Here is a 17394-nt window from a genome sequence, read left to right as displayed (position 1 = left end):
AGGAGTTACTTACAACGCCGCTTCGTCAGATTCGCCGGTACGGATGCGAATGACGCGCTGTAGTTCGGCAACGAAAATTTTGCCGTCGCCAATTTTTCCGGTGTAGGCTGCTTTGCTGACGACATCAATCACCTCATCAAGCTGATCGTCGGCAATCGCCACATCAATCTTCACTTTTGGCAGGAAGTTAACGCTGTATTCCGCCCCGCGATAAAGCTCGGCATGACCTTTCTGACGCCCAAAGCCTTTCACTTCGGTGACAGTCAGTCCCTGAATACCCATGGAAGACAGCGCTTCACGCACGTCTTCGAGTTTGAATGGTTTGATTACCACCGTAACCAGCTTCATATATCCCCTCCAGTCAGAATTCGGTAATGGCCGCAGCTAACACGAAAGGGATATTGCAAAGGGTGTGCCAGAAGTGAAAGGTGAGGAGGAAAGCGCCGCGGCGCGGATGCGCCGGGAAGAGGCGAAAAAAAACGCACCATGGCAGTGCAGGGTGCGTTTCAGTTTTGCACCAACGGTTAAGTCTGTTAGCGCATTGCCTTGTTATGGTGCATCAGGCGCTGAGTGACTCTTCCTCGCGCGCGCTGGCGGCCAGTTCGTCGCCTGCCAGCTGCAACTGATACATCTGCCAGTAGCGTCCTTTTGCCTCAAGCAGCGCTCTGTGCGTCCCCCGTTCAATGGCCTGGCCACGGTGCAGCACCAGAATGGTATCGGCATCGACGATGGTTGAGAGGCGGTGGGCGATTACCACCAGCGTAGTGCGATCCCGCACGGCAGCCAGCGCCTGCTGGATCGCCTGCTCGGTACCGGAGTCAATGCTTGCGGTCGCTTCATCCAGAATTAACACCTGTGGCGTCTCAATCAGCACGCGCGCCAGCGCAAGAAGTTGCTTTTGCCCGACCGAGAGATTATTGCCCTGCTCACCCAGCCGGGTATGGATCCCCTCGCTTAACCCGCGCGCCAGATCCGCAAGCTGTACCGTTTCCAGCACCTCCCATACCTGCTCAGGCGTGAAAGGTCGTCCCAGCGTCACGTTGGCATAAAAGGTATCCGCCAGTACCACCGGATCCTGCTGCACCATCGCGACGCCCTTACGTAACGCGTTGTGGCTAAGCGCGGCAAGCGGCCGTCCGTCCAGACGGATCTCCCCTTGCGTCAACGGATAGTAGCCCATCAGCAAACTGGCGAGCGTGCTTTTGCCGCTACCGGTATGCCCAACCAGGGCGACAAAACCGCGCGACGGTACCTCGAGGTTGATATCCTGCAAGACAAGCTGGTCGTCGCGGTAGGCAAACGAGACATGATCAAACGCTATGGATCCACTTTCCAGCGGGCGTTCGTCATCGCCATAGGTCTGACGCGGCCTGTCCATCAGCTCGAATACACGTTCGCCCGCGACCACTGCCTGTTGCAGCATCGATTGCTGCGTGGTGAGTTCAATCAGCGGTTCGTTAAGGCGTCCAAGGTAACTGATAAATGCGTACAGTACCCCCACCTCGATGGTTCCGCGCGTCGTCAGGCCAAACAGCATCAACAGCCCGCACAGCACCAGCGCAGAGAAGAGGCTCAGCAGCGGGCGTAACAGGAAGCCATCCAGCCGTAACGTCTGCATCCGCGCCATATAATGCGAGCGGCTGGCTTCTCCCATTCGCTCGCCAAAACGCGCCTGCTGGCGAAACTGCTGGATAACGCTCATGCCGTTGATCACTTCGTTGAAGCCATCATTGATATCTGCGAGGTAAGCGCGCACGCGACGAACAATCGGCGTGCTGTAGCGCTGGTAAATTACCATCACAATCAGCACCGCCGGGAAAATAGCGATCGCCACCAGCGCCATACGCCAGTCCAGGCTGAACATCGCCACCAGCATCGCGCCAATTAACGCGGCACTGCGCAGAACCGTTGCGACAACGGTTACATAGAGGTCGCGGATCACCTCGGTGTCATTGGTGACGCGCGAAATAACCTGTCCGACCGGCTGGGTATCAAACTCGCTCAGCGGCTGGCGCAGCGCGGCATCCATCACATCCGTGCGTAGCTGCTGGACCACGCCCACGGCAGCCCGGTTAAACAGCAGCGACTGCGCATAGTGCAGCCCCGCCGCCGTCAGCTGTAGGCCGACATACGCCACGCCCAGCCCCGCCACCAGCCCCAGCGGCAGATAGTTTTTCGCCACCATATTGTCGATGAAATAGCTGATAAGCAGCGGACCGGTCACCTCCGCAATCGCGGCGATCCACAGCAACAGCACGGCGATGGAAAGCGGTTTGCGCCACGGTGAGCCATAGGCCAGCAGCCGTTTTAACGTCGGCCACATCTGTCCAAACTTACGCATCGGCGACCTCCTCATCCAGCGCGGCTTCAAGCTGTTGATAGCGGTACATATCCCGATACCATCCGGTCTGCCCGGCAAGCTGCTCATGCTGACCACGCTGAGCAATATGCCCGTGCTGAAGCACCAGAATTTCACTGGCTTCGGTAAGGGCCGACAGACGGTGCGCGCTGATGATGACCGTGCGCCCCTCTCCCCACTGGCGAAGGTTATGCAAAATTTGATGTTCAGTACGTCCGTCAACCGCGGACAGCGCATCATCCAGTATCAGGATCTCAGCGTCCAGCAGCAGCGCGCGGGCAATAGAGATACGCTGTTTTTGTCCGCCGGAGAGCATAACGCCCCGCTCACCCACTTCCGTGTCGTAGCCCTGCGGCAGGCGCAGAATATCCTCGTGGACGCTGGCCAGACGCGCCACGTGCTCGATCTGGTCCTGTGTCGCCGTCGGACACCCGAGCGCGATATTGTTGGCAATGGTGTCTGAAAACAAAAACGGCGTCTGGCTGACGACCGCCAGGCGGCTGCGCCAGTCATCCAGCAGCAGACGTGGCAGAGGGACGTCGTGGAAACGGATATCGCCTTCGCTCACGTCAAAATGGCGCTGAATCAGTGACAGAATGGTGCTTTTACCGGAACCCGTCGGGCCACAGATGCCCAGCATCTGACCAGGACGCAGCGTGAAACTGACGTTCTCAAGCACCGGATGTTCCGTTTGCGGGTAGATAAAGGCGCGGATATCAGCCTTGAGAATACCCGGACCTTCCGGCACCGGCTCGCTGCCATCGTTCACGACCGGCACTTCCGCCAGCATGGCGCGGATACGGCTGTAAGCGGCGCTCCCGCGTTCAACGATATTAAACATCCAGGCCAGCGCCAGCATCGGCCAGATCATCAGCCCAAGGTACATCGCAAAGCTGGTTAACTGCCCGAGGGTCATCGTGCCTTGCACAACCATCCAGCTGCCGCCGCCCACTGCCAGCAGGTTCGCCATGCCAATCGCAATATAAATTGTCGGATCGAAACGGGCATCAATACGCGCCACGCGCATGTTTTTCGCGCCGGTATCGGCGGCGTCGGCGGCAAACAGCGCGGACTGGCGGTCTTCCAGACCAAACGCTTTAATCATGCGGATGCTGGTCATGCTCTCCTGGGTGCGATCGTTCAGCGACGAGAACGCCGCCTGCGCCAGCTTAAAGCGTTCATGGAGCTGCTCGCCGTAGCGGTTAATTGCCAGCGCCATCAGCGGCATCGGCAGCAGCGCCAGCAGCGTGAGCTCCCAGCTAATTTGCGTAGACATCACAATCAGTACCGCACAGCCCATCACCAGGGAATCCACCAGCGTTAGCACCCCTTCACCGGCGGCAAACACCACGCGGTCTACATCGTTAGTGGCGCGGGCGATGAGATCCCCGGTACGGTGACGCAGATAAAACTCAGGGTGCTGGCGGCTCAGCTGGCGGTAAAAGTCCTCACGCAGCTCAACGGCAAGCTGATAGGACGCGCCGAACAGCAGCACGCGCCAGACATAACGCAGCAGGTAAACCACCACGGCCGTCAGCACCAGCGTACCGCCCCACATCATCACCCGTGCGGCGGTGTAATGTTGTTCCGTAACGCCATCCACGACGTAACCCACCACTTTGGGCGGGATCAGTTGCAGAATGGCAATGATAATAAGCAGGGCCACCGCGCCGAGGTAGCGTTGCCACTCCCGACGAAAGTACCAGCTTAATTGGGCAAATAATCGCACGCGGTCTTTTCCTGAAGGTATTTTAAGAAGTTATTCAATGGGTAACGCTGTGGTGTATTTAATCTGTTCCATGGCGAAACTGGAGGTGACATCGGACAAGCCTGGTACGCTATTGACCAGCCGCTTGTAGAAATCATCGTAGCGCTTCATGTCTGCCACCTGAACGCGCATCAGATAGTCGTATTCCCCCGCCATGCGCCAAAAGCCGAGCACTTCGGGCATGTCGGAAACCTGGGTGACGAAGCGGCAGTACCATTCGCTACTGTGATGCTGCGTTTTTATCAGGACGAAGGCGGTCAGTCCAAGCCCCAGTTTTTCGGGATCCAGCAACGCCACGCGTCCCAGCAGAATGCCATCATCTTCCAGCTTCTTGAGGCGCTTCCAGCACGGTGTGGTGGTCAGATTAACGGCATCTGCCAGCGCCTGCAAAGAGAGGGTGCAGTCGCTTTGCAGCAAAGAAAGCAGCTTACGATCAATTTTATCTAACATAGCCACCTCGAAGAGAAAATTATTCTCCTTACATTCTATTTTAAAGGTCAGATAGCAACAATTTTTTCTGTGCTTTTCGCTATGCTGGGCACAAAATGACAAACGGATAACTACGATGAATAGCACCTGGGTTAAACATGCCATCAGCGAAATAAATGCCGACTATCAGCGCTCGGCAGACACCCACTTGATCCGCCTGCCTCTGCCTGGATTTCCCGGCATTCAGCTTTACCTGAAGGATGAAAGCACCCATCCTACCGGCAGCCTGAAGCATCGCCTGGCGCGTTCACTCTTTTTATACGGTTTATGTAACGGCTGGATTAAAGAAGGCACCACGATTATTGAATCGTCGTCCGGATCAACTGCCGTCTCCGAAGCCTACTTTGCCCGCCTGCTGGGCCTCCCGTTTATCGCCGTGATGCCCTCCTGCACGGCGAAACGTAAAGTCGAACAGATCGAATTTTACGGCGGACGCTGCCACTTTGTGGAAAGCGCCTGCGAAATCTATGCGGCCTCCGAAATGCTGGCCCGCGAACTGAATGGTCACTATATGGACCAGTTTACCTTCGCCGAGCGCGCCACCGACTGGCGCGGCAATAATAACATTGCGGACAGCATTTTCCGCCAGATGACCCACGAGCCGCATCCTGTTCCCTCTTACATTGTCATGAGCGCGGGCACGGGCGGAACCTCCGCCACCATCGGACGTTATATCCGCTGTCAGGGTTATGATACGCAGCTGATGGTGGTTGACCCGCAAAACTCGGTGTTCCTCGATTACTGGCAATCCCGCGATGCCAGCCTGCGCAGCCCCGTGGGGAGCAAGATCGAAGGGATTGGTCGCCCGCGCGTCGAACCCTCGTTCATTCCGGACGTTGTGGATGAGATGCTCCGCGTGCCGGACGCCGCCAGCGTCGCGACGGCGCACTGGCTGGAGACACAGCTTGGCCGTAAAGTCGGGGCTTCCACCGGCACCAATATGTGGGGCGCGCTACAGCTGGCCGCGAGGATGCGCGAAGAAGGCCGTACCGGCTCTGTCGTCACGCTGCTGTGTGACAGCGGGGAGCGCTACCTGGACACCTATTACAACGCAGAATGGGTGCAGGCAACTATTGGCGATGTAGAACCGTGGAAAGCGCAGATTTCGCAGCTGGTGAAATAAAAAAAAGCCAGGCTAAAGCCTGGCTTGCTGGAAGGGTCTCACTATTCGGGGGAATATGGGAGGTTATTTTTGTCCAGCCAATGCGTCAAAAAATGGGACACCGCTTCGTTACGACAGTGTCCGATAACCGGTAAATGCGGGAGCGCGGCAATAAGTTGCGGCATCGCGTTCCCCATAATCAGTCCACGACCCACGCTGCTCAGCATCTCGTGGTCGTTCATGGCGTCACCAAAGGCCATACAGTCCTGCATCGTCAGCCCCAGATGATCGCTCAGCACCGCCAGCGCAGATCCTTTGTTACAGCCCACCGGCAGCACTTCAAGGCAGTCCACCGCCGAGAAGGTCAGGTGCGCCCGGTCGCCCAGCGCCTCGTTAAGCTGAATACGCAGGCGGCAGAGATCGTCGTGATCGCCACAGAAGCAGATCTTGGTCACCTTGTGTGCCGGAATGCGGCGCAAATCGATAAGCTGATATTTAAAGCCGCTGTAAACGTGAGCGTGCAGCAAGGCCGGGATCGCACGCCCGGTAAACCAGCCTTCATCATTAAAAACATGCACGCTGGCCTGCGTATCCCAGGTGCTGTGCAGGACAATGTCCGCCACTTCCGGATTCAGATCCTGACGGTGCAGCATATTGCCGTCGACGGAGTGAATGCGCGTCCCGTTGCCGGTGATCAGGAACGCATCGAGGGCAAATGTTCCCAGCAGATGGCGCATCTCGAGAACATGACGACCAGTGGCAAACGTCAGGGTGACTTCACGCTCGCGCAGGCGCTTAAGTGTGTTCAGGGTTTTCTCCCCTAAACGGTGATCCGGCATTAACAGCGTGCCGTCCATATCAAATGCAGCGAGCCGAGCCATAATTACTCCCGAAATGTGATGCGGTTAACTTGTGCATCAGTATTACGTGAGATATACGGAAGTAATAGTGAATAGATGATAATTATTGTTCCGGGTTTTTCATGCGCCAGCTTAATCGTCTTAACCAGTATCAGCGTCTGTGGCACCCTTCCGCCGGCGCACCGCAGCAGGTTACCATCAGTGAACTTGCCAGCCGCTGCTTTTGCAGCGAGCGACATGTTCGCACCCTGCTGCGCCAGGCGCAGGAGGCGGGCTGGCTAAGCTGGCACGCCCGCTCCGGACGAGGTAAGCGTGGGGAATTACGCTTTCACGTCACCCCGGACTCGTTGCGTAATACGATGATGGAAGAGGCCCTGAAAAGTGGACAGCAGCACAACGCGCTGGAGCTGGCCCAGCTCGCGCCTGAAGATTTGCGATCGCTGCTGCATCCGTTTATGGGCGGGCAGTGGCAGAACGATACGCCGACGCTGCGTATTCCCTACTATCGCTCGCTGGAGCCGCTTCAGCCGGGGTTTCTCCCTGGCCGGGCGGAGCAGCATCTGGCGGGACAGGTATTCTCTGGTTTGACGCGTTTTAATGGTACCAGCAGTGAACCCACGGGCGATCTGGCGCATCACTGGGAAATCTCCGCTGACGGCCTGCGCTGGCATTTCTACATTCGCTCCACCCTGCACTGGCATAACGGCGATAAAATAGAGACGGCACAGCTCCGGAAAAGCCTGGCGGCGCTGTTATCGCAGCCCGGCATGGGCACGCTTTTCCGCAGCGTCTTACGTATCGAAACCACGCATCCGCAGTGCCTGACGTTTATTCTCCATCAACCTGACTACTGGCTGGCGCACAGGCTGGCAACCTACTGTAGCCGTCTGGCGCATCCCGATTACCCCGTGGTGGGCAGCGGTCCCTTTCGACTGAGCGTTTTTGAGCCTGAACTGGTGCGTCTGGAAAGCCACGAGCAGTATCACCTTGGCCATCCGTTGCTTAAGGCTATCGAGTACTGGATCACGCCCCAGCTTTTTGACTACAGTCTGGGCACCAGCTGTCGCCACCCGGTGCAAATCGCCATTGGCGAGGCCGACGAGCTGGCCAGCCTGCGGCTGGTGAGTAACAGCACCAGTCTGGGTTTCTGCTACCTCACGCTGAAACAGAGCCCACGTCTGAGCGAACTTCAGGCAAAGCGGCTGATTAATATCATTCATCTCTCAACGCTGCTGCACACGCTTCCCCTGAACGAAGGGCTCATCACCCCTACCGAGGAACTGCTTCCCGGCTGGGCGATCCCCCAATGGCCTGATTTAACCGACGTTGCGCTGCCAGAGGCATTGACGCTCGTCTACCACCTGCCGGTTGAGCTTCACACCATGGCCAGCCAGTTAAAAGCATACCTTGCGCGGCAGGGTTGTGAACTGACCGTCATCTTTCACGACGCCAAAACGTGGGACGGGTGCCAGCAGCTTGCCGATGCAGACATCATGATGGGAGACAGACTGATTGGCGAAGCGCCAGCGTACACGCTTGAGCAGTGGCTCTGCTGCGATGCGCTCTGGCCGCATCTGCTGAGCGCACCGGCATACGCCCATTTGCAGGCCACGCTGGATGCGGTGCAGACGCAGGCCGACGAACGTGACCGACACGCAGGACTTCAGGCTATCTTCAGCCGGTTAATGGAGACAGCCGTCTTGACGCCGCTCTTTAACTACCAGTATCAAATCAGCGCGCCTCCGGGCGTCAACGGCATACGCCTTAACACTCGCGGCTGGTTTGACTTCACCGAAGCCTGGCTTCCTCCCCCAAACGCGTGAAGAAGCTGGTCGCCGCTTTAGCCAGGCGTTAACATGACGCTTTTACTGTAACTGTCGAGATGATCTATGAAACGTGCCGTCGTCGTGTTCAGCGGAGGACAAGATTCCACCACCTGCCTGATTCAGGCGCTTCACCAGTATGATGAAGTGCACTGCGTCACTTTTGATTATGGTCAGCGTCATCGCGCTGAAATCGATGTCGCTCGTGAACTGGCCCTCAAACTGGGCGCCCGCGCTCATAAAGTGCTGGACGTGACGCTGTTAAATGAACTTGCCGTCAGCAGCCTCACCCGCGACAGCATTCCGGTGCCTGATTACGAACCGGATGCCAGCGGCATTCCGAACACCTTCGTACCGGGCCGCAACATTCTCTTCCTGACCCTGACGGCGATCTATGCCTACCAGGTGAAAGCCGAAGCGGTGATCACGGGCGTATGTGAGACCGACTTCTCTGGCTACCCGGACTGCCGGGATGAATTCGTGAAAGCACTCAATCACGCTGTCGATCTGGGAATGGCAAAAGAGACCCGCTTCGAAACGCCGCTGATGTGGCTGGATAAGGCTGAAACCTGGGCCCTGGCCGACTACTGGGGCAAGCTGGATGTTGTTCGCAACGAGACCCTGACCTGCTACAACGGCATTAAAGGGGACGGCTGCGGGCAGTGTGCCGCCTGTAACCTGCGCGCGAACGGTCTGAATCATTATTTTGCGGATAAAGCGGGCGTGATGGCCGCGATGCAGAAAAAGACCGGGCTGAAATAAGGGCTACCTGACCGTGCTGTCGAACGGTAAGTGTCGACAGCACAGTTATTCCTGAACATTTCTTACGCGATCATCAGCTCCAGCTTTTCGCGCAACTCCCCTTCCAGCGGCAACGCTTTCTGGGTTTTGAGATCGATACAGACAAAGGTGATCAGCGCATCGGCCACCACCTGCCCTTCTGGCTCCAGCGTAACGACCTGGCTCAATACACCACTTTTGCCATTCAGTTGTTGGACCTCACTGGTCACGGTGAGCACATCCCCCAGCACAGCCGGGCGGCGGTAGTTAATGTTGATATTGACGACCACAAACGCGATGTTGTGTGCGGTCAGCCACTGGAAGCTTTCGCTGTTCTCCAGGCCGTCCCAGCGCGCCTCTTCAAGAAATTCAAGGTAGCGGGCGTTATTGACGTGCTGGTAAACATCGAGGTGATAACCACGGACTTTGATTTGTGTCTGCATAGCGCAATAGCCTTTCGTTGTTATAGGTTCAGAGGTCATAACTGGTATGACCTCTTTATCCTGGCAAATTTTTGCCGCAGTGCAAGTGATTACGCGATTACAGCGTCAGGTGTGCGAGATTGCGCTCAACCAGCGCGCTGCCCATACCCGGCACCTGCTTGAGATCGTCAAGGGTTTTGAAAGGGCCATACTCTTCACGATAGCTGACGATGGCCTGCGCTTTTTTTAGACCCACACCATTCATAACGCGGGCAAGATCGTCCGCAGAGGCAGTATTGATACTGACCCGCGTACCCTCGTCCTCAATGGCTTTCGTGCTGGCCGTCGCGTTGGCTTTAACATGACCTTGTGACGTTGCATCGGCCTGGTTTTGTGCAGCCTGCGCTTTAACCGAGGGGGACGCCGCCAGCGCGCCCGCACTCATCCCGGAAGTGGCAATAGCCAGTGTAATTAACAGTGCTTTGATTCCACATTTCATGCTGTTTTCTCCTTGTTTGTTGACAGCCACGCCACAATAACCGCACGGGAAAACAGGGACAAACAACAGATTGCAGAAATGGAAAAGGCCGCGAAAGCGGCCTTTAGTTTTTGCAGAGCGTTACGAAAATCTGCGAGCAGATACGTAATTATTGCTCCTGAGTGACCACATCACCCAGTTTGATTTTGGCTTCTTTACGCAGGTTGCTCATCATCGCTTCGAAAGCAATCTGGGCATTGTTCTGGGTAATTCCCTGAACCATGGCCTTCTTCTGCGCGTCTGGCAGCGTACCGGCTTTTACTTCATCCAGCGCCAGAAGCACCACGTTACCCTGCATATCGGTCGTGGTGCCAAAGACAGGTTTGTCTTTCGCCGGCAGGCTCAGGCCAAACGCCGCCTGGCTGACAGGATCCTGACCGGTACGGCTCAGCGTTTTTGCTTCGCCAAAGCTCAGGCCAGCCGCTTTCAGCGCATCGTTCTTACCGGCTTTCAGATCGGCCAGAATTTTCTCTGCATCCAGTTTTGCCTGCTGTGCCGCTTTGTTGTGTTTGACCAGCGCCACCACCTGATCTTTCACTTCCGCCAGGGGCTTCACTGCCTCGGCTTTGTGCTCGCTGACGCGCAGTACGAACGCACGGTCACCGTCAACGGTAATGATGTCTGAGTTGCTGCCCGGCGTACCGTTCTCACCGACCAGACCACCATTGAAAATGGCATCTGAAACTGGTTTGAAGTTCAGTTCTTCCGGCAGGTTTTCGTGGCTGAACCAGCCCGTCTCAACCGCTTTAACGCCAGCAGCCTGCTCAGCACCCGCCAGTGATTCATTGTCGTTGCTTGCGGCATCGCTCACTTTCTGTTGCAGAGCATAGAAGGCGTCCAGCGCTTTCTCCTGCTTCACTTTCGCAGCGATATCATCACGAACGTCAGCCAGCGGCTTGGTTTTCGCCGCCACAACATCGTCCAGACGCGCCACCAGGAAACCAACGGAGGATTTGATTACACCAGACAGTTGGCCTTTCTCTTTCAGGCCTGCATTTTTCAGCTCGTCCGGGGTAGTGGACTCTTCCAGCCAGCCCATATCACCGCCGTTTTTGGCAGAAATAATGTCGGTGGATTTTGCTTTCGCTAAGGTGGCGAAATCAGCGCCTTTGTTCAGCTCGTCCAGCACGGCTTTCGCTTCTGCTTCCGTTTTGGTCTGGATCACGCTGTAACGGTTACGCTGCGGCTGAGTGAACTGATCCTGATGCTGGTCGTAATAAGACTGGATCTCGGCGTCAGTCGCGTTTTCCTGCATCGCAGCTGCATCCAGCTTGATATAGCTTACGCGGAACTGTTCCGGAGAGATGAAGTTGTTCTTGTTTTGCTCGTAGTAAGCATTAACTTCAGCGTCGCTAACCTGCTGTTTCGCTGCCAGTGCGTTGACATCAATCGTCGCTTCACGCACCACGCGTTGCTGCGCCACCAGTGCCGCCAGCTCTTCAGTTTCGCCTTTCAGCATGAAATCGGTGCCCACCACCGCGTTGATCAGCTGTTGCGTGGTCAACTGGTTACGCAGCGCCTGAGCGTACTGGTCAGCCGTAATACCCATCTGGTTAACAATGCTGTTGTAACGCGCGTTGTCGAACTTCCCGTTAGACTGGAAAGCCTGCGTCGAGAAGATGGCTTTTTTAACCTGCTCATCGCTGATGCCCAGACCCAGGCTTTTCGCGTACTGATCCAGCAGCGCTTCGTCGATAAGGCGGTTCAGCGTCTGCTGACGCAGGTTTTTCATATAGCCTTCGTTGGCTGCAAGTTCAGAGTATTGGTCGCCCAGTTGCTGCTGCATGCGGTTACGTTCACCAGCAAAAGCGTTCTCGAACTGCCCACGGCTAATTTCCTGGCCATTCACTTTTGCGGCGTAGTTCGCGCCACCGCCGATGAGGTAACTACTCACACCGGTCAATATGAACGACACGATAATGATACCGAAAATAATCTTGAGCACGAGACTGTTAGCAGCCGTGCGTAAGCTGTCCATCATGGTGTAACAACACTCCGCTGTAGGTGACTGGTTACCTGACGCTGACGGAAAATCCTGACCGTCGCGCGTAAAGGCGTATTGTGACAAGAAAACAGGGCAATTGTCAGCCCACAACTCGCATAAACTCGCACAAATCAGGTCTGGACAAACAAAAAAGGCACATCAAACGATGCGCCCTTGTACTTTTCAGCTTCCCTGGAGCGGGAAAGCAATCAGTTTACTGCGTCTTTCAGCGCTTTACCTGCACGGAAACCCGGCACTTTAGCGGCAGCAATGGTGATCTCTTTACCGGTCTGAGGGTTGCGGCCAGTACGGGCTGCACGCTCTTTAACCGCAAAAGTACCGAAGCCTACCAGTGCAACGTCGTCCCCAGCTTGCAGAGATTCAGTAACAGAAGCAATTAAAGCATCTAAAGCACGTCCCGCTGCAGCTTTAGAAATATCAGCACCCGCAGCAATTTTGTCAATCAGTTGAGATTTATTCACTGTTCTCTTCCTCTCTTTATAATTTATATCGCACCTGAATCCTTCACAGCGCGACCGCGCAGCAGTTATATCAGTCCTGCTATGACCTTACAACACCCGTTGTTGATGGCTAACCCAATCAGCAATCTAAATTAGCTATACAAAAAAAGGCTGGCAAGTACGAAATGACTTACCAGCCTTGTTTTTATTGGCGCTCTTTGCGCGAGGTCACTATTTTGCGGTTACAACCTGCATTCCGGACGGTTCATTTTGCAGTGCGAGAGTCAGAACTTCCTCAATGCGTTTCACCGGATGGATCTGCAAATCGGCAATAACGTTGTCCGGAATCTCTTCCAGATCGCGTTTATTTTCGTAAGGGATCAATACGGTTTTGATCCCACCGCGGTGTGCCGCCAGCAGTTTTTCTTTTAACCCGCCGATAGGCAGTACCTGACCACGCAGCGTAATTTCACCGGTCATGGCCACATCAGCACGAACCGGGTTCCCTGTCAGGCAGGAAACCAGCGCCGTACACATGGCAATACCCGCGCTTGGGCCATCTTTCGGCGTCGCCCCTTCCGGAACGTGAACGTGAATGTCGCGTTTTTCGTAGAAATCCGGGTTGATACCCAGTTTTTCCGCACGCGCGCGCACCACGGTCAGCGCCGCCTGGATGGACTCCTGCATCACTTCACCCAGTGAACCGGTGTAGGTCAGCTTGCCTTTGCCCGGGACACAGGCGGTTTCGATGGTCAGCAGATCGCCGCCCACTTCCGTCCATGCCAGACCGGTCACCTGACCAACGCGGTTTTCGTTGTCCGCACGACCGTAGTCGAAGCGCTGAACGCCAAGGTAAGCATGCAGATTGTCGCCGTTAATCACAATGTGCTTCAGGCTCTTATCCAGCAGCAGCTGTTTCACCGCCTTACGGCACAGCTTAGAGATCTCACGCTCGAGGCTACGCACGCCCGCTTCACGGGTGTAATAGCGAATGATGCCAATAATCGCGCTGTCCTCGACGGTCAGCTCGTTGGCTTTCAGCGCGTTACGCTCAATCTGTTTCGGCAGCAGGTGCTGCTTAGCAATGTTCAGCTTCTCATCTTCGGTATAACCGGAGAGACGGATCACTTCCATACGGTCCAGCAGCGGGGCCGGAATGTTCATGGAGTTGGAGGTCGCCACGAACATCACATCGCTCAGGTCGTAGTCCACTTCCAGGTAGTGATCGCTGAACGCCACGTTCTGTTCTGGATCAAGCACTTCCAGCAGCGCCGACGCCGGATCGCCACGCATGTCCGAAGACATTTTGTCGATCTCATCGAGCAGGAACAGCGGGTTTTTAACCCCCACTTTCGCCATCTTCTGGATCAGCTTGCCCGGCATGGAACCGATATAGGTGCGACGATGGCCGCGGATTTCCGCTTCATCGCGTACGCCGCCCAGCGCCATACGGATATACTTACGTCCGGTCGCTTTGGCGATGGACTGGCCCAGAGAGGTTTTACCCACGCCTGGAGGCCCTACCAGGCACAGAATTGGACCTTTGATTTTGTTCACACGGCTCTGTACCGCGAGGTACTCAAGAATGCGGTCTTTCACGCGTTCCAGGCCGTAGTGGTCGGTATCGAGGATTTCCTGCGCCTGACGCAGGTCTTTTTTGACCTTGCTGCGGGCATTCCACGGAACCTGCACCATCCACTCAATATAGCCGCGCACGACGGTCGCCTCTGCCGACATCGGAGACATCATTTTCAGCTTCTGCAACTCAGCTTCGGCTTTCTCTTTCGCCTCTTTCGGCATCTTCGCCGCGTCGATCTTACGCTTCAGCGCTTCGTTTTCATCCGGCGCATCGTCCATCTCGCCGAGCTCTTTCTGAATGGCTTTCATTTGCTCGTTCAGATAGTACTCACGCTGCGATTTTTCCATCTGCTTTTTGACGCGGTTGCGAATGCGCTTCTCAACCTGGAGCAGATCGATCTCAGACTCCATCATCGCCATCAGGTATTCCAGACGTTCGTTAACGTCGGACATTTCCAGCACGGACTGTTTGTCGGCAAGCTTCAGCGGCATATGGGCAGCGATGGTATCCGCCAGACGTGCAGGATCGTCGATGCTGTTCAGCGACGTCAGCACTTCAGGTGGGATTTTCTTATTCAGCTTGATGTAGCCTTCGAACTGGCTGATCGCGGTGCGTACCAGCACTTCCTGTTCGCGCTCATCAAGTTCCGGTGAATCAAGGTACTCTGCCTTCGCAGAGAAGTGCTCGCCATCGTCTGACAGAGTGGTAATACGCGCACGCTGTAAGCCTTCCACCAGCACCTTCACGGTGCCGTCTGGCAGCTTCAGCATCTGCAAAATAGAGGCCACGGTCCCGACGGTGAAAAGATCGTTTACACCCGGCTCATCCGTTGATGCTTCCTTCTGCGCGACCAACATGATTTTTTTATCATGATCCATGGCGGCTTCGAGGCAACGGATAGATTTTTCCCGCCCTACAAATAAGGGTATGACCATGTGCGGATAAACCACCACATCGCGCAACGGCAATACGGGGATTTCAATGCGTTCAGAACGCTCAGGATTCATAGAGCTCTCTCTTAGTTTAGTGTCCGCCAGGTAAACTGGTCATGTAACTGTGCTTCACACAACCATTAACATGTAATCCAGTATATGGGGATGTTTCCCATACATTCAACGCCATGAATACGGAAAAAGTAAAGGGGAGATAAAATCCCCCCTTTTTGATTAACTGATTGTATGAAATGGTGAATTATTCGCCAGATGCCTGCTGCGCTTCCGGTTTACCGTAAATCAGTAACGGCTTGGACTGGCCACCAATGACGGACTCGTCGATCACGACTTTTTCAACGTCTTCCATAGAAGGAAGATCGTACATCGTGTCGAGCAATGCTGCTTCTACGATAGAACGCAGGCCACGGGCACCGGTTTTACGCGCCATCGCTTTCTTGGCAATCGCGTCCAGTGCTTCGTCACGGAATTCCAGCTCAACGCCTTCCAGATTAAACAGCGCCTGATACTGCTTGGTCAGCGCGTTTTTCGGCTCTTTCAGGATTTGAATCAGCGCGTCTTCGCTCAGTTCGTTCAGGGTCGCCACAACCGGCAGACGGCCGATAAATTCCGGAATCAAACCGAATTTGATCAGATCTTCCGGTTCAACCTGCGCCAGCAGCTGGCCTTCGTTTGGTTTTTCAGACGTGGCTTTCACCGTTGCGCCAAAACCAATGCCGGAGCCGGTTTCCACACGGTGAGAGATCACTTTATCCAGGCCTGCAAACGCACCACCACAGATAAACAGGATCTTGGAGGTATCAACCTGCAAGAATTCCTGCTGCGGATGTTTACGTCCACCCTGCGGTGGAACAGCCGCAACCGTACCTTCAATCAGCTTCAGCAGCGCCTGCTGCACGCCCTCGCCCGAGACGTCACGGGTGATCGACGGGTTGTCTGATTTACGGGAGATTTTGTCGATCTCATCGATATAGACGATCCCGCGCTGGGCTTTCTGTACGTCGTAATCGCACTTCTGGAGCAGCTTCTGGATAATATTTTCAACGTCTTCACCCACATAACCGGCTTCGGTCAGGGTGGTGGCATCCGCCATGGTGAACGGAACATCCAGCAGGCGCGCCAGCGTTTCCGCCAGCAGGGTTTTACCAGAACCCGTAGGCCCGATCAGCAGAATGTTACTTTTGCCCAGCTCTACGCCATTGCTGGTATCGCCGTTACGCAGACGTTTGTAGTGGTTGTATACCGCCACCGCCAGCACTTTTTTCGCCTGCTCCTGACCAATGACATAGTCGTCCAGGTGGTGGCGAATCTCGTGTGGCGTTGGTAACGCGCTGCGCTCACGGTGCGGCGCGACTTCTTTAATCTCTTCGCGAATGATGTCGTTACATAAATCGACGCATTCGTCGCAGATATACACGGACGGCCCGGCAATCAGTTTACGCACTTCATGCTGGCTTTTGCCGCAAAAAGAGCAGTACAGCAGTTTGCCCGAACCATCTTTGCGTTTATCTGTCATGAGTCCAAACCTCTTTTTAAGTTCTATGTGCCGCACATGACGACGCAAATGCCATTCTCAGACGCAAGCTGCTTACAGGCAACGTTCCGCCCTACCTTAGTATAGCGGCACACTCGCGTCGCGGGCATCAATTACGATGGGTCAAAATGGAGTCGACTAAGCCGTACTCAACTGCCTCTGGTGCAGAGAGGAAGCGATCGCGCTCGGTATCGCGCTCGATCTGCTCGAGAGGTTGACCCGTATGCTGCGCCATAAGTTCATTCATGCGCGCTTTTACTTTCAGAATTTCTCGGGCGTGGATTTCAATATCCGTCGCCTGGCCCTGGTAACCACCCAGCGGCTGGTGAATCATCACGCGGGAGTTAGGCAGGCAGAAACGCTTACCTTTCGCCCCTGCGGTTAACAGGAAAGCACCCATGGATGCCGCCTGCCCCATACAGATGGTACTGACATCCGGCTTGATGAATTGCATGGTGTCATAAATTGACATGCCCGCCGTAATCACACCGCCTGGCGAGTTGATGTACAGGTAAATGTCTTTTTCCGGGTTTTCCGCTTCCAGGAACAGCATCTGCGCCACGATCAGGTTAGCCATATGGTCTTCCACCTGGCCGGTCAGAAAGATAACGCGTTCCTTGAGCAGACGGGAATAGATATCGAAAGAACGCTCACCGCGTGAGGTCTGTTCAATAACCATTGGCACCAGCGCCATATGGGGTGCAAAGTTATCTCGTTCGCCACTGTATGACATTTCCGTCTCCTG

Annotated in this window: 15 protein-coding genes; 3 read left to right on the top strand and 12 right to left on the bottom strand. The window is 55.3% G+C overall.

The window, feature by feature from the left end:
* Window positions 1-9: 9 nt before the first annotated feature.
* The 4 genes from glnK to FZF21_RS04925 form a co-directional block, all read right to left on the bottom strand.
* Window positions 10-348 carry a P-II family nitrogen regulator gene (gene glnK, locus FZF21_RS04940; RefSeq protein WP_006809867.1) on the bottom strand — a complete coding sequence of 113 codons (339 nt, stop codon included), beginning with the start codon at window positions 346-348 and terminating at the stop codon, window positions 10-12.
* Between the two features lie 211 nt (window positions 349-559).
* Window positions 560-2341: a SmdB family multidrug efflux ABC transporter permease/ATP-binding protein gene (locus FZF21_RS04935; RefSeq protein WP_047738032.1), complete on the bottom strand. Its 1782-nt coding sequence runs from the start codon at window positions 2339-2341 to the stop codon at window positions 560-562.
* A complete protein-coding gene (locus FZF21_RS04930) occupies window positions 2334-4088 on the bottom strand; it encodes a SmdA family multidrug ABC transporter permease/ATP-binding protein (RefSeq protein WP_017383197.1) in 1755 nt (584 codons plus the stop codon). Before FZF21_RS04930 ends, FZF21_RS04935 begins: the two co-directional genes overlap by 8 nt.
* 30 nt (window positions 4089-4118) lie before the next feature.
* Window positions 4119-4577: an Lrp/AsnC family transcriptional regulator gene (locus tag FZF21_RS04925; protein WP_015571267.1), complete on the bottom strand. Its 459-nt coding sequence runs from the start codon at window positions 4575-4577 to the stop codon at window positions 4119-4121.
* Between the two features lie 115 nt (window positions 4578-4692).
* Here FZF21_RS04925 and FZF21_RS04920 point away from each other — a divergent pair, with 115 nt between their 5' ends.
* Entirely contained in the window at window positions 4693-5739 is a 1047-nt protein-coding gene (locus FZF21_RS04920; protein ID WP_017383196.1) for a PLP-dependent cysteine synthase family protein, read from the top strand.
* 41 nt (window positions 5740-5780) lie between these two features.
* On the opposite strand, the gene cof is transcribed toward FZF21_RS04920, so the two are convergent.
* The gene (gene cof / locus FZF21_RS04915; RefSeq protein WP_047738034.1) at window positions 5781-6599 is read right to left on the bottom strand and encodes an HMP-PP phosphatase; all 819 of its coding nucleotides are present in this window, start codon (window positions 6597-6599) and stop codon (window positions 5781-5783) included.
* A 101-nt stretch (window positions 6600-6700) separates the two neighbouring features.
* Here cof and FZF21_RS04910 point away from each other — a divergent pair, with 101 nt between their 5' ends.
* Window positions 6701-8401 (top strand): SgrR family transcriptional regulator, encoded by a 1701-nt coding sequence (locus tag FZF21_RS04910; RefSeq protein ID WP_149121058.1) that lies wholly within the window; start codon window positions 6701-6703, stop codon window positions 8399-8401.
* 66 nt (window positions 8402-8467) lie between these two features.
* Window positions 8468-9163, top strand: coding sequence for a 7-cyano-7-deazaguanine synthase QueC (gene queC / locus FZF21_RS04905; protein ID WP_015571271.1), 696 nt, complete (start codon window positions 8468-8470; stop codon window positions 9161-9163).
* A gap of 62 nt (window positions 9164-9225) precedes the next feature.
* Here the strand turns inward: queC and FZF21_RS04900 are convergent, their stop codons facing one another.
* From FZF21_RS04900 to clpP, 7 genes are all read right to left on the bottom strand, one after another.
* Window positions 9226-9624, bottom strand: coding sequence for a YbgC/FadM family acyl-CoA thioesterase (locus FZF21_RS04900; RefSeq protein ID WP_017694410.1), 399 nt, complete (start codon window positions 9622-9624; stop codon window positions 9226-9228).
* A gap of 97 nt (window positions 9625-9721) precedes the next feature.
* On the bottom strand, window positions 9722-10102 hold the full coding sequence (locus FZF21_RS04895; protein ID WP_017383193.1) for a helix-hairpin-helix domain-containing protein: 381 nt from the start codon (window positions 10100-10102) through the stop codon (window positions 9722-9724).
* A 148-nt stretch (window positions 10103-10250) separates the two neighbouring features.
* Complete coding sequence (ppiD, locus tag FZF21_RS04890) at window positions 10251-12122, bottom strand: peptidylprolyl isomerase (protein ID WP_149121059.1); 1872 nt, start codon at window positions 12120-12122, stop codon at window positions 10251-10253.
* Between the two features lie 212 nt (window positions 12123-12334).
* Complete coding sequence (hupB, locus tag FZF21_RS04885; protein WP_002444653.1) at window positions 12335-12607, bottom strand: nucleoid-associated protein HU-beta; 273 nt, start codon at window positions 12605-12607, stop codon at window positions 12335-12337.
* A gap of 210 nt (window positions 12608-12817) precedes the next feature.
* Window positions 12818-15172, bottom strand: coding sequence for an endopeptidase La (lon, locus tag FZF21_RS04880; RefSeq protein ID WP_014882775.1), 2355 nt, complete (start codon window positions 15170-15172; stop codon window positions 12818-12820).
* Between the two features lie 184 nt (window positions 15173-15356).
* Window positions 15357-16631, bottom strand: coding sequence for an ATP-dependent protease ATP-binding subunit ClpX (gene clpX / locus FZF21_RS04875; protein ID WP_015571275.1), 1275 nt, complete (start codon window positions 16629-16631; stop codon window positions 15357-15359).
* A 127-nt stretch (window positions 16632-16758) separates the two neighbouring features.
* On the bottom strand, window positions 16759-17382 hold the full coding sequence (clpP, locus tag FZF21_RS04870) for an ATP-dependent Clp endopeptidase proteolytic subunit ClpP (RefSeq protein WP_006809880.1): 624 nt from the start codon (window positions 17380-17382) through the stop codon (window positions 16759-16761).
* Between the last annotated feature and the right edge of the window lie 12 nt (window positions 17383-17394).

This window comes from Enterobacter sp. LU1 (assembly GCF_008271405.2).
Classification (GTDB): Bacteria; Pseudomonadota; Gammaproteobacteria; order Enterobacterales; family Enterobacteriaceae; genus Enterobacter; species Enterobacter hormaechei_C.
Note: the sequence above shows the minus strand (reverse complement) of the source record. Positions and strands in the feature narration are given on the sequence as shown.

Coding starts and splice junctions, on each gene's coding strand:
- clpX (WP_015571275.1), bottom strand. CDS start 16,631: ATGACAGATAAACGCAAAGATGGTTCGGGCAAACTGCTGTACTGCTCT.
- FZF21_RS04925 (WP_015571267.1), bottom strand. CDS start 4,577: ATGTTAGATAAAATTGATCGTAAGCTGCTTTCTTTGCTGCAAAGCGAC.
- ppiD (WP_149121059.1), bottom strand. CDS start 12,122: ATGATGGACAGCTTACGCACGGCTGCTAACAGTCTCGTGCTCAAGATT.
- FZF21_RS04895 (WP_017383193.1), bottom strand. CDS start 10,102: ATGAAATGTGGAATCAAAGCACTGTTAATTACACTGGCTATTGCCACT.
- clpP (WP_006809880.1), bottom strand. CDS start 17,382: ATGTCATACAGTGGCGAACGAGATAACTTTGCACCCCATATGGCGCTG.
- cof (WP_047738034.1), bottom strand. CDS start 6,599: ATGGCTCGGCTCGCTGCATTTGATATGGACGGCACGCTGTTAATGCCG.
- FZF21_RS04900 (WP_017694410.1), bottom strand. CDS start 9,624: ATGCAGACACAAATCAAAGTCCGTGGTTATCACCTCGATGTTTACCAG.
- FZF21_RS04920 (WP_017383196.1), top strand. CDS start 4,693: ATGAATAGCACCTGGGTTAAACATGCCATCAGCGAAATAAATGCCGAC.
- lon (WP_014882775.1), bottom strand. CDS start 15,172: ATGAATCCTGAGCGTTCTGAACGCATTGAAATCCCCGTATTGCCGTTG.
- glnK (WP_006809867.1), bottom strand. CDS start 348: ATGAAGCTGGTTACGGTGGTAATCAAACCATTCAAACTCGAAGACGTG.
- FZF21_RS04935 (WP_047738032.1), bottom strand. CDS start 2,341: ATGCGTAAGTTTGGACAGATGTGGCCGACGTTAAAACGGCTGCTGGCC.
- queC (WP_015571271.1), top strand. CDS start 8,468: ATGAAACGTGCCGTCGTCGTGTTCAGCGGAGGACAAGATTCCACCACC.
- FZF21_RS04910 (WP_149121058.1), top strand. CDS start 6,701: ATGCGCCAGCTTAATCGTCTTAACCAGTATCAGCGTCTGTGGCACCCT.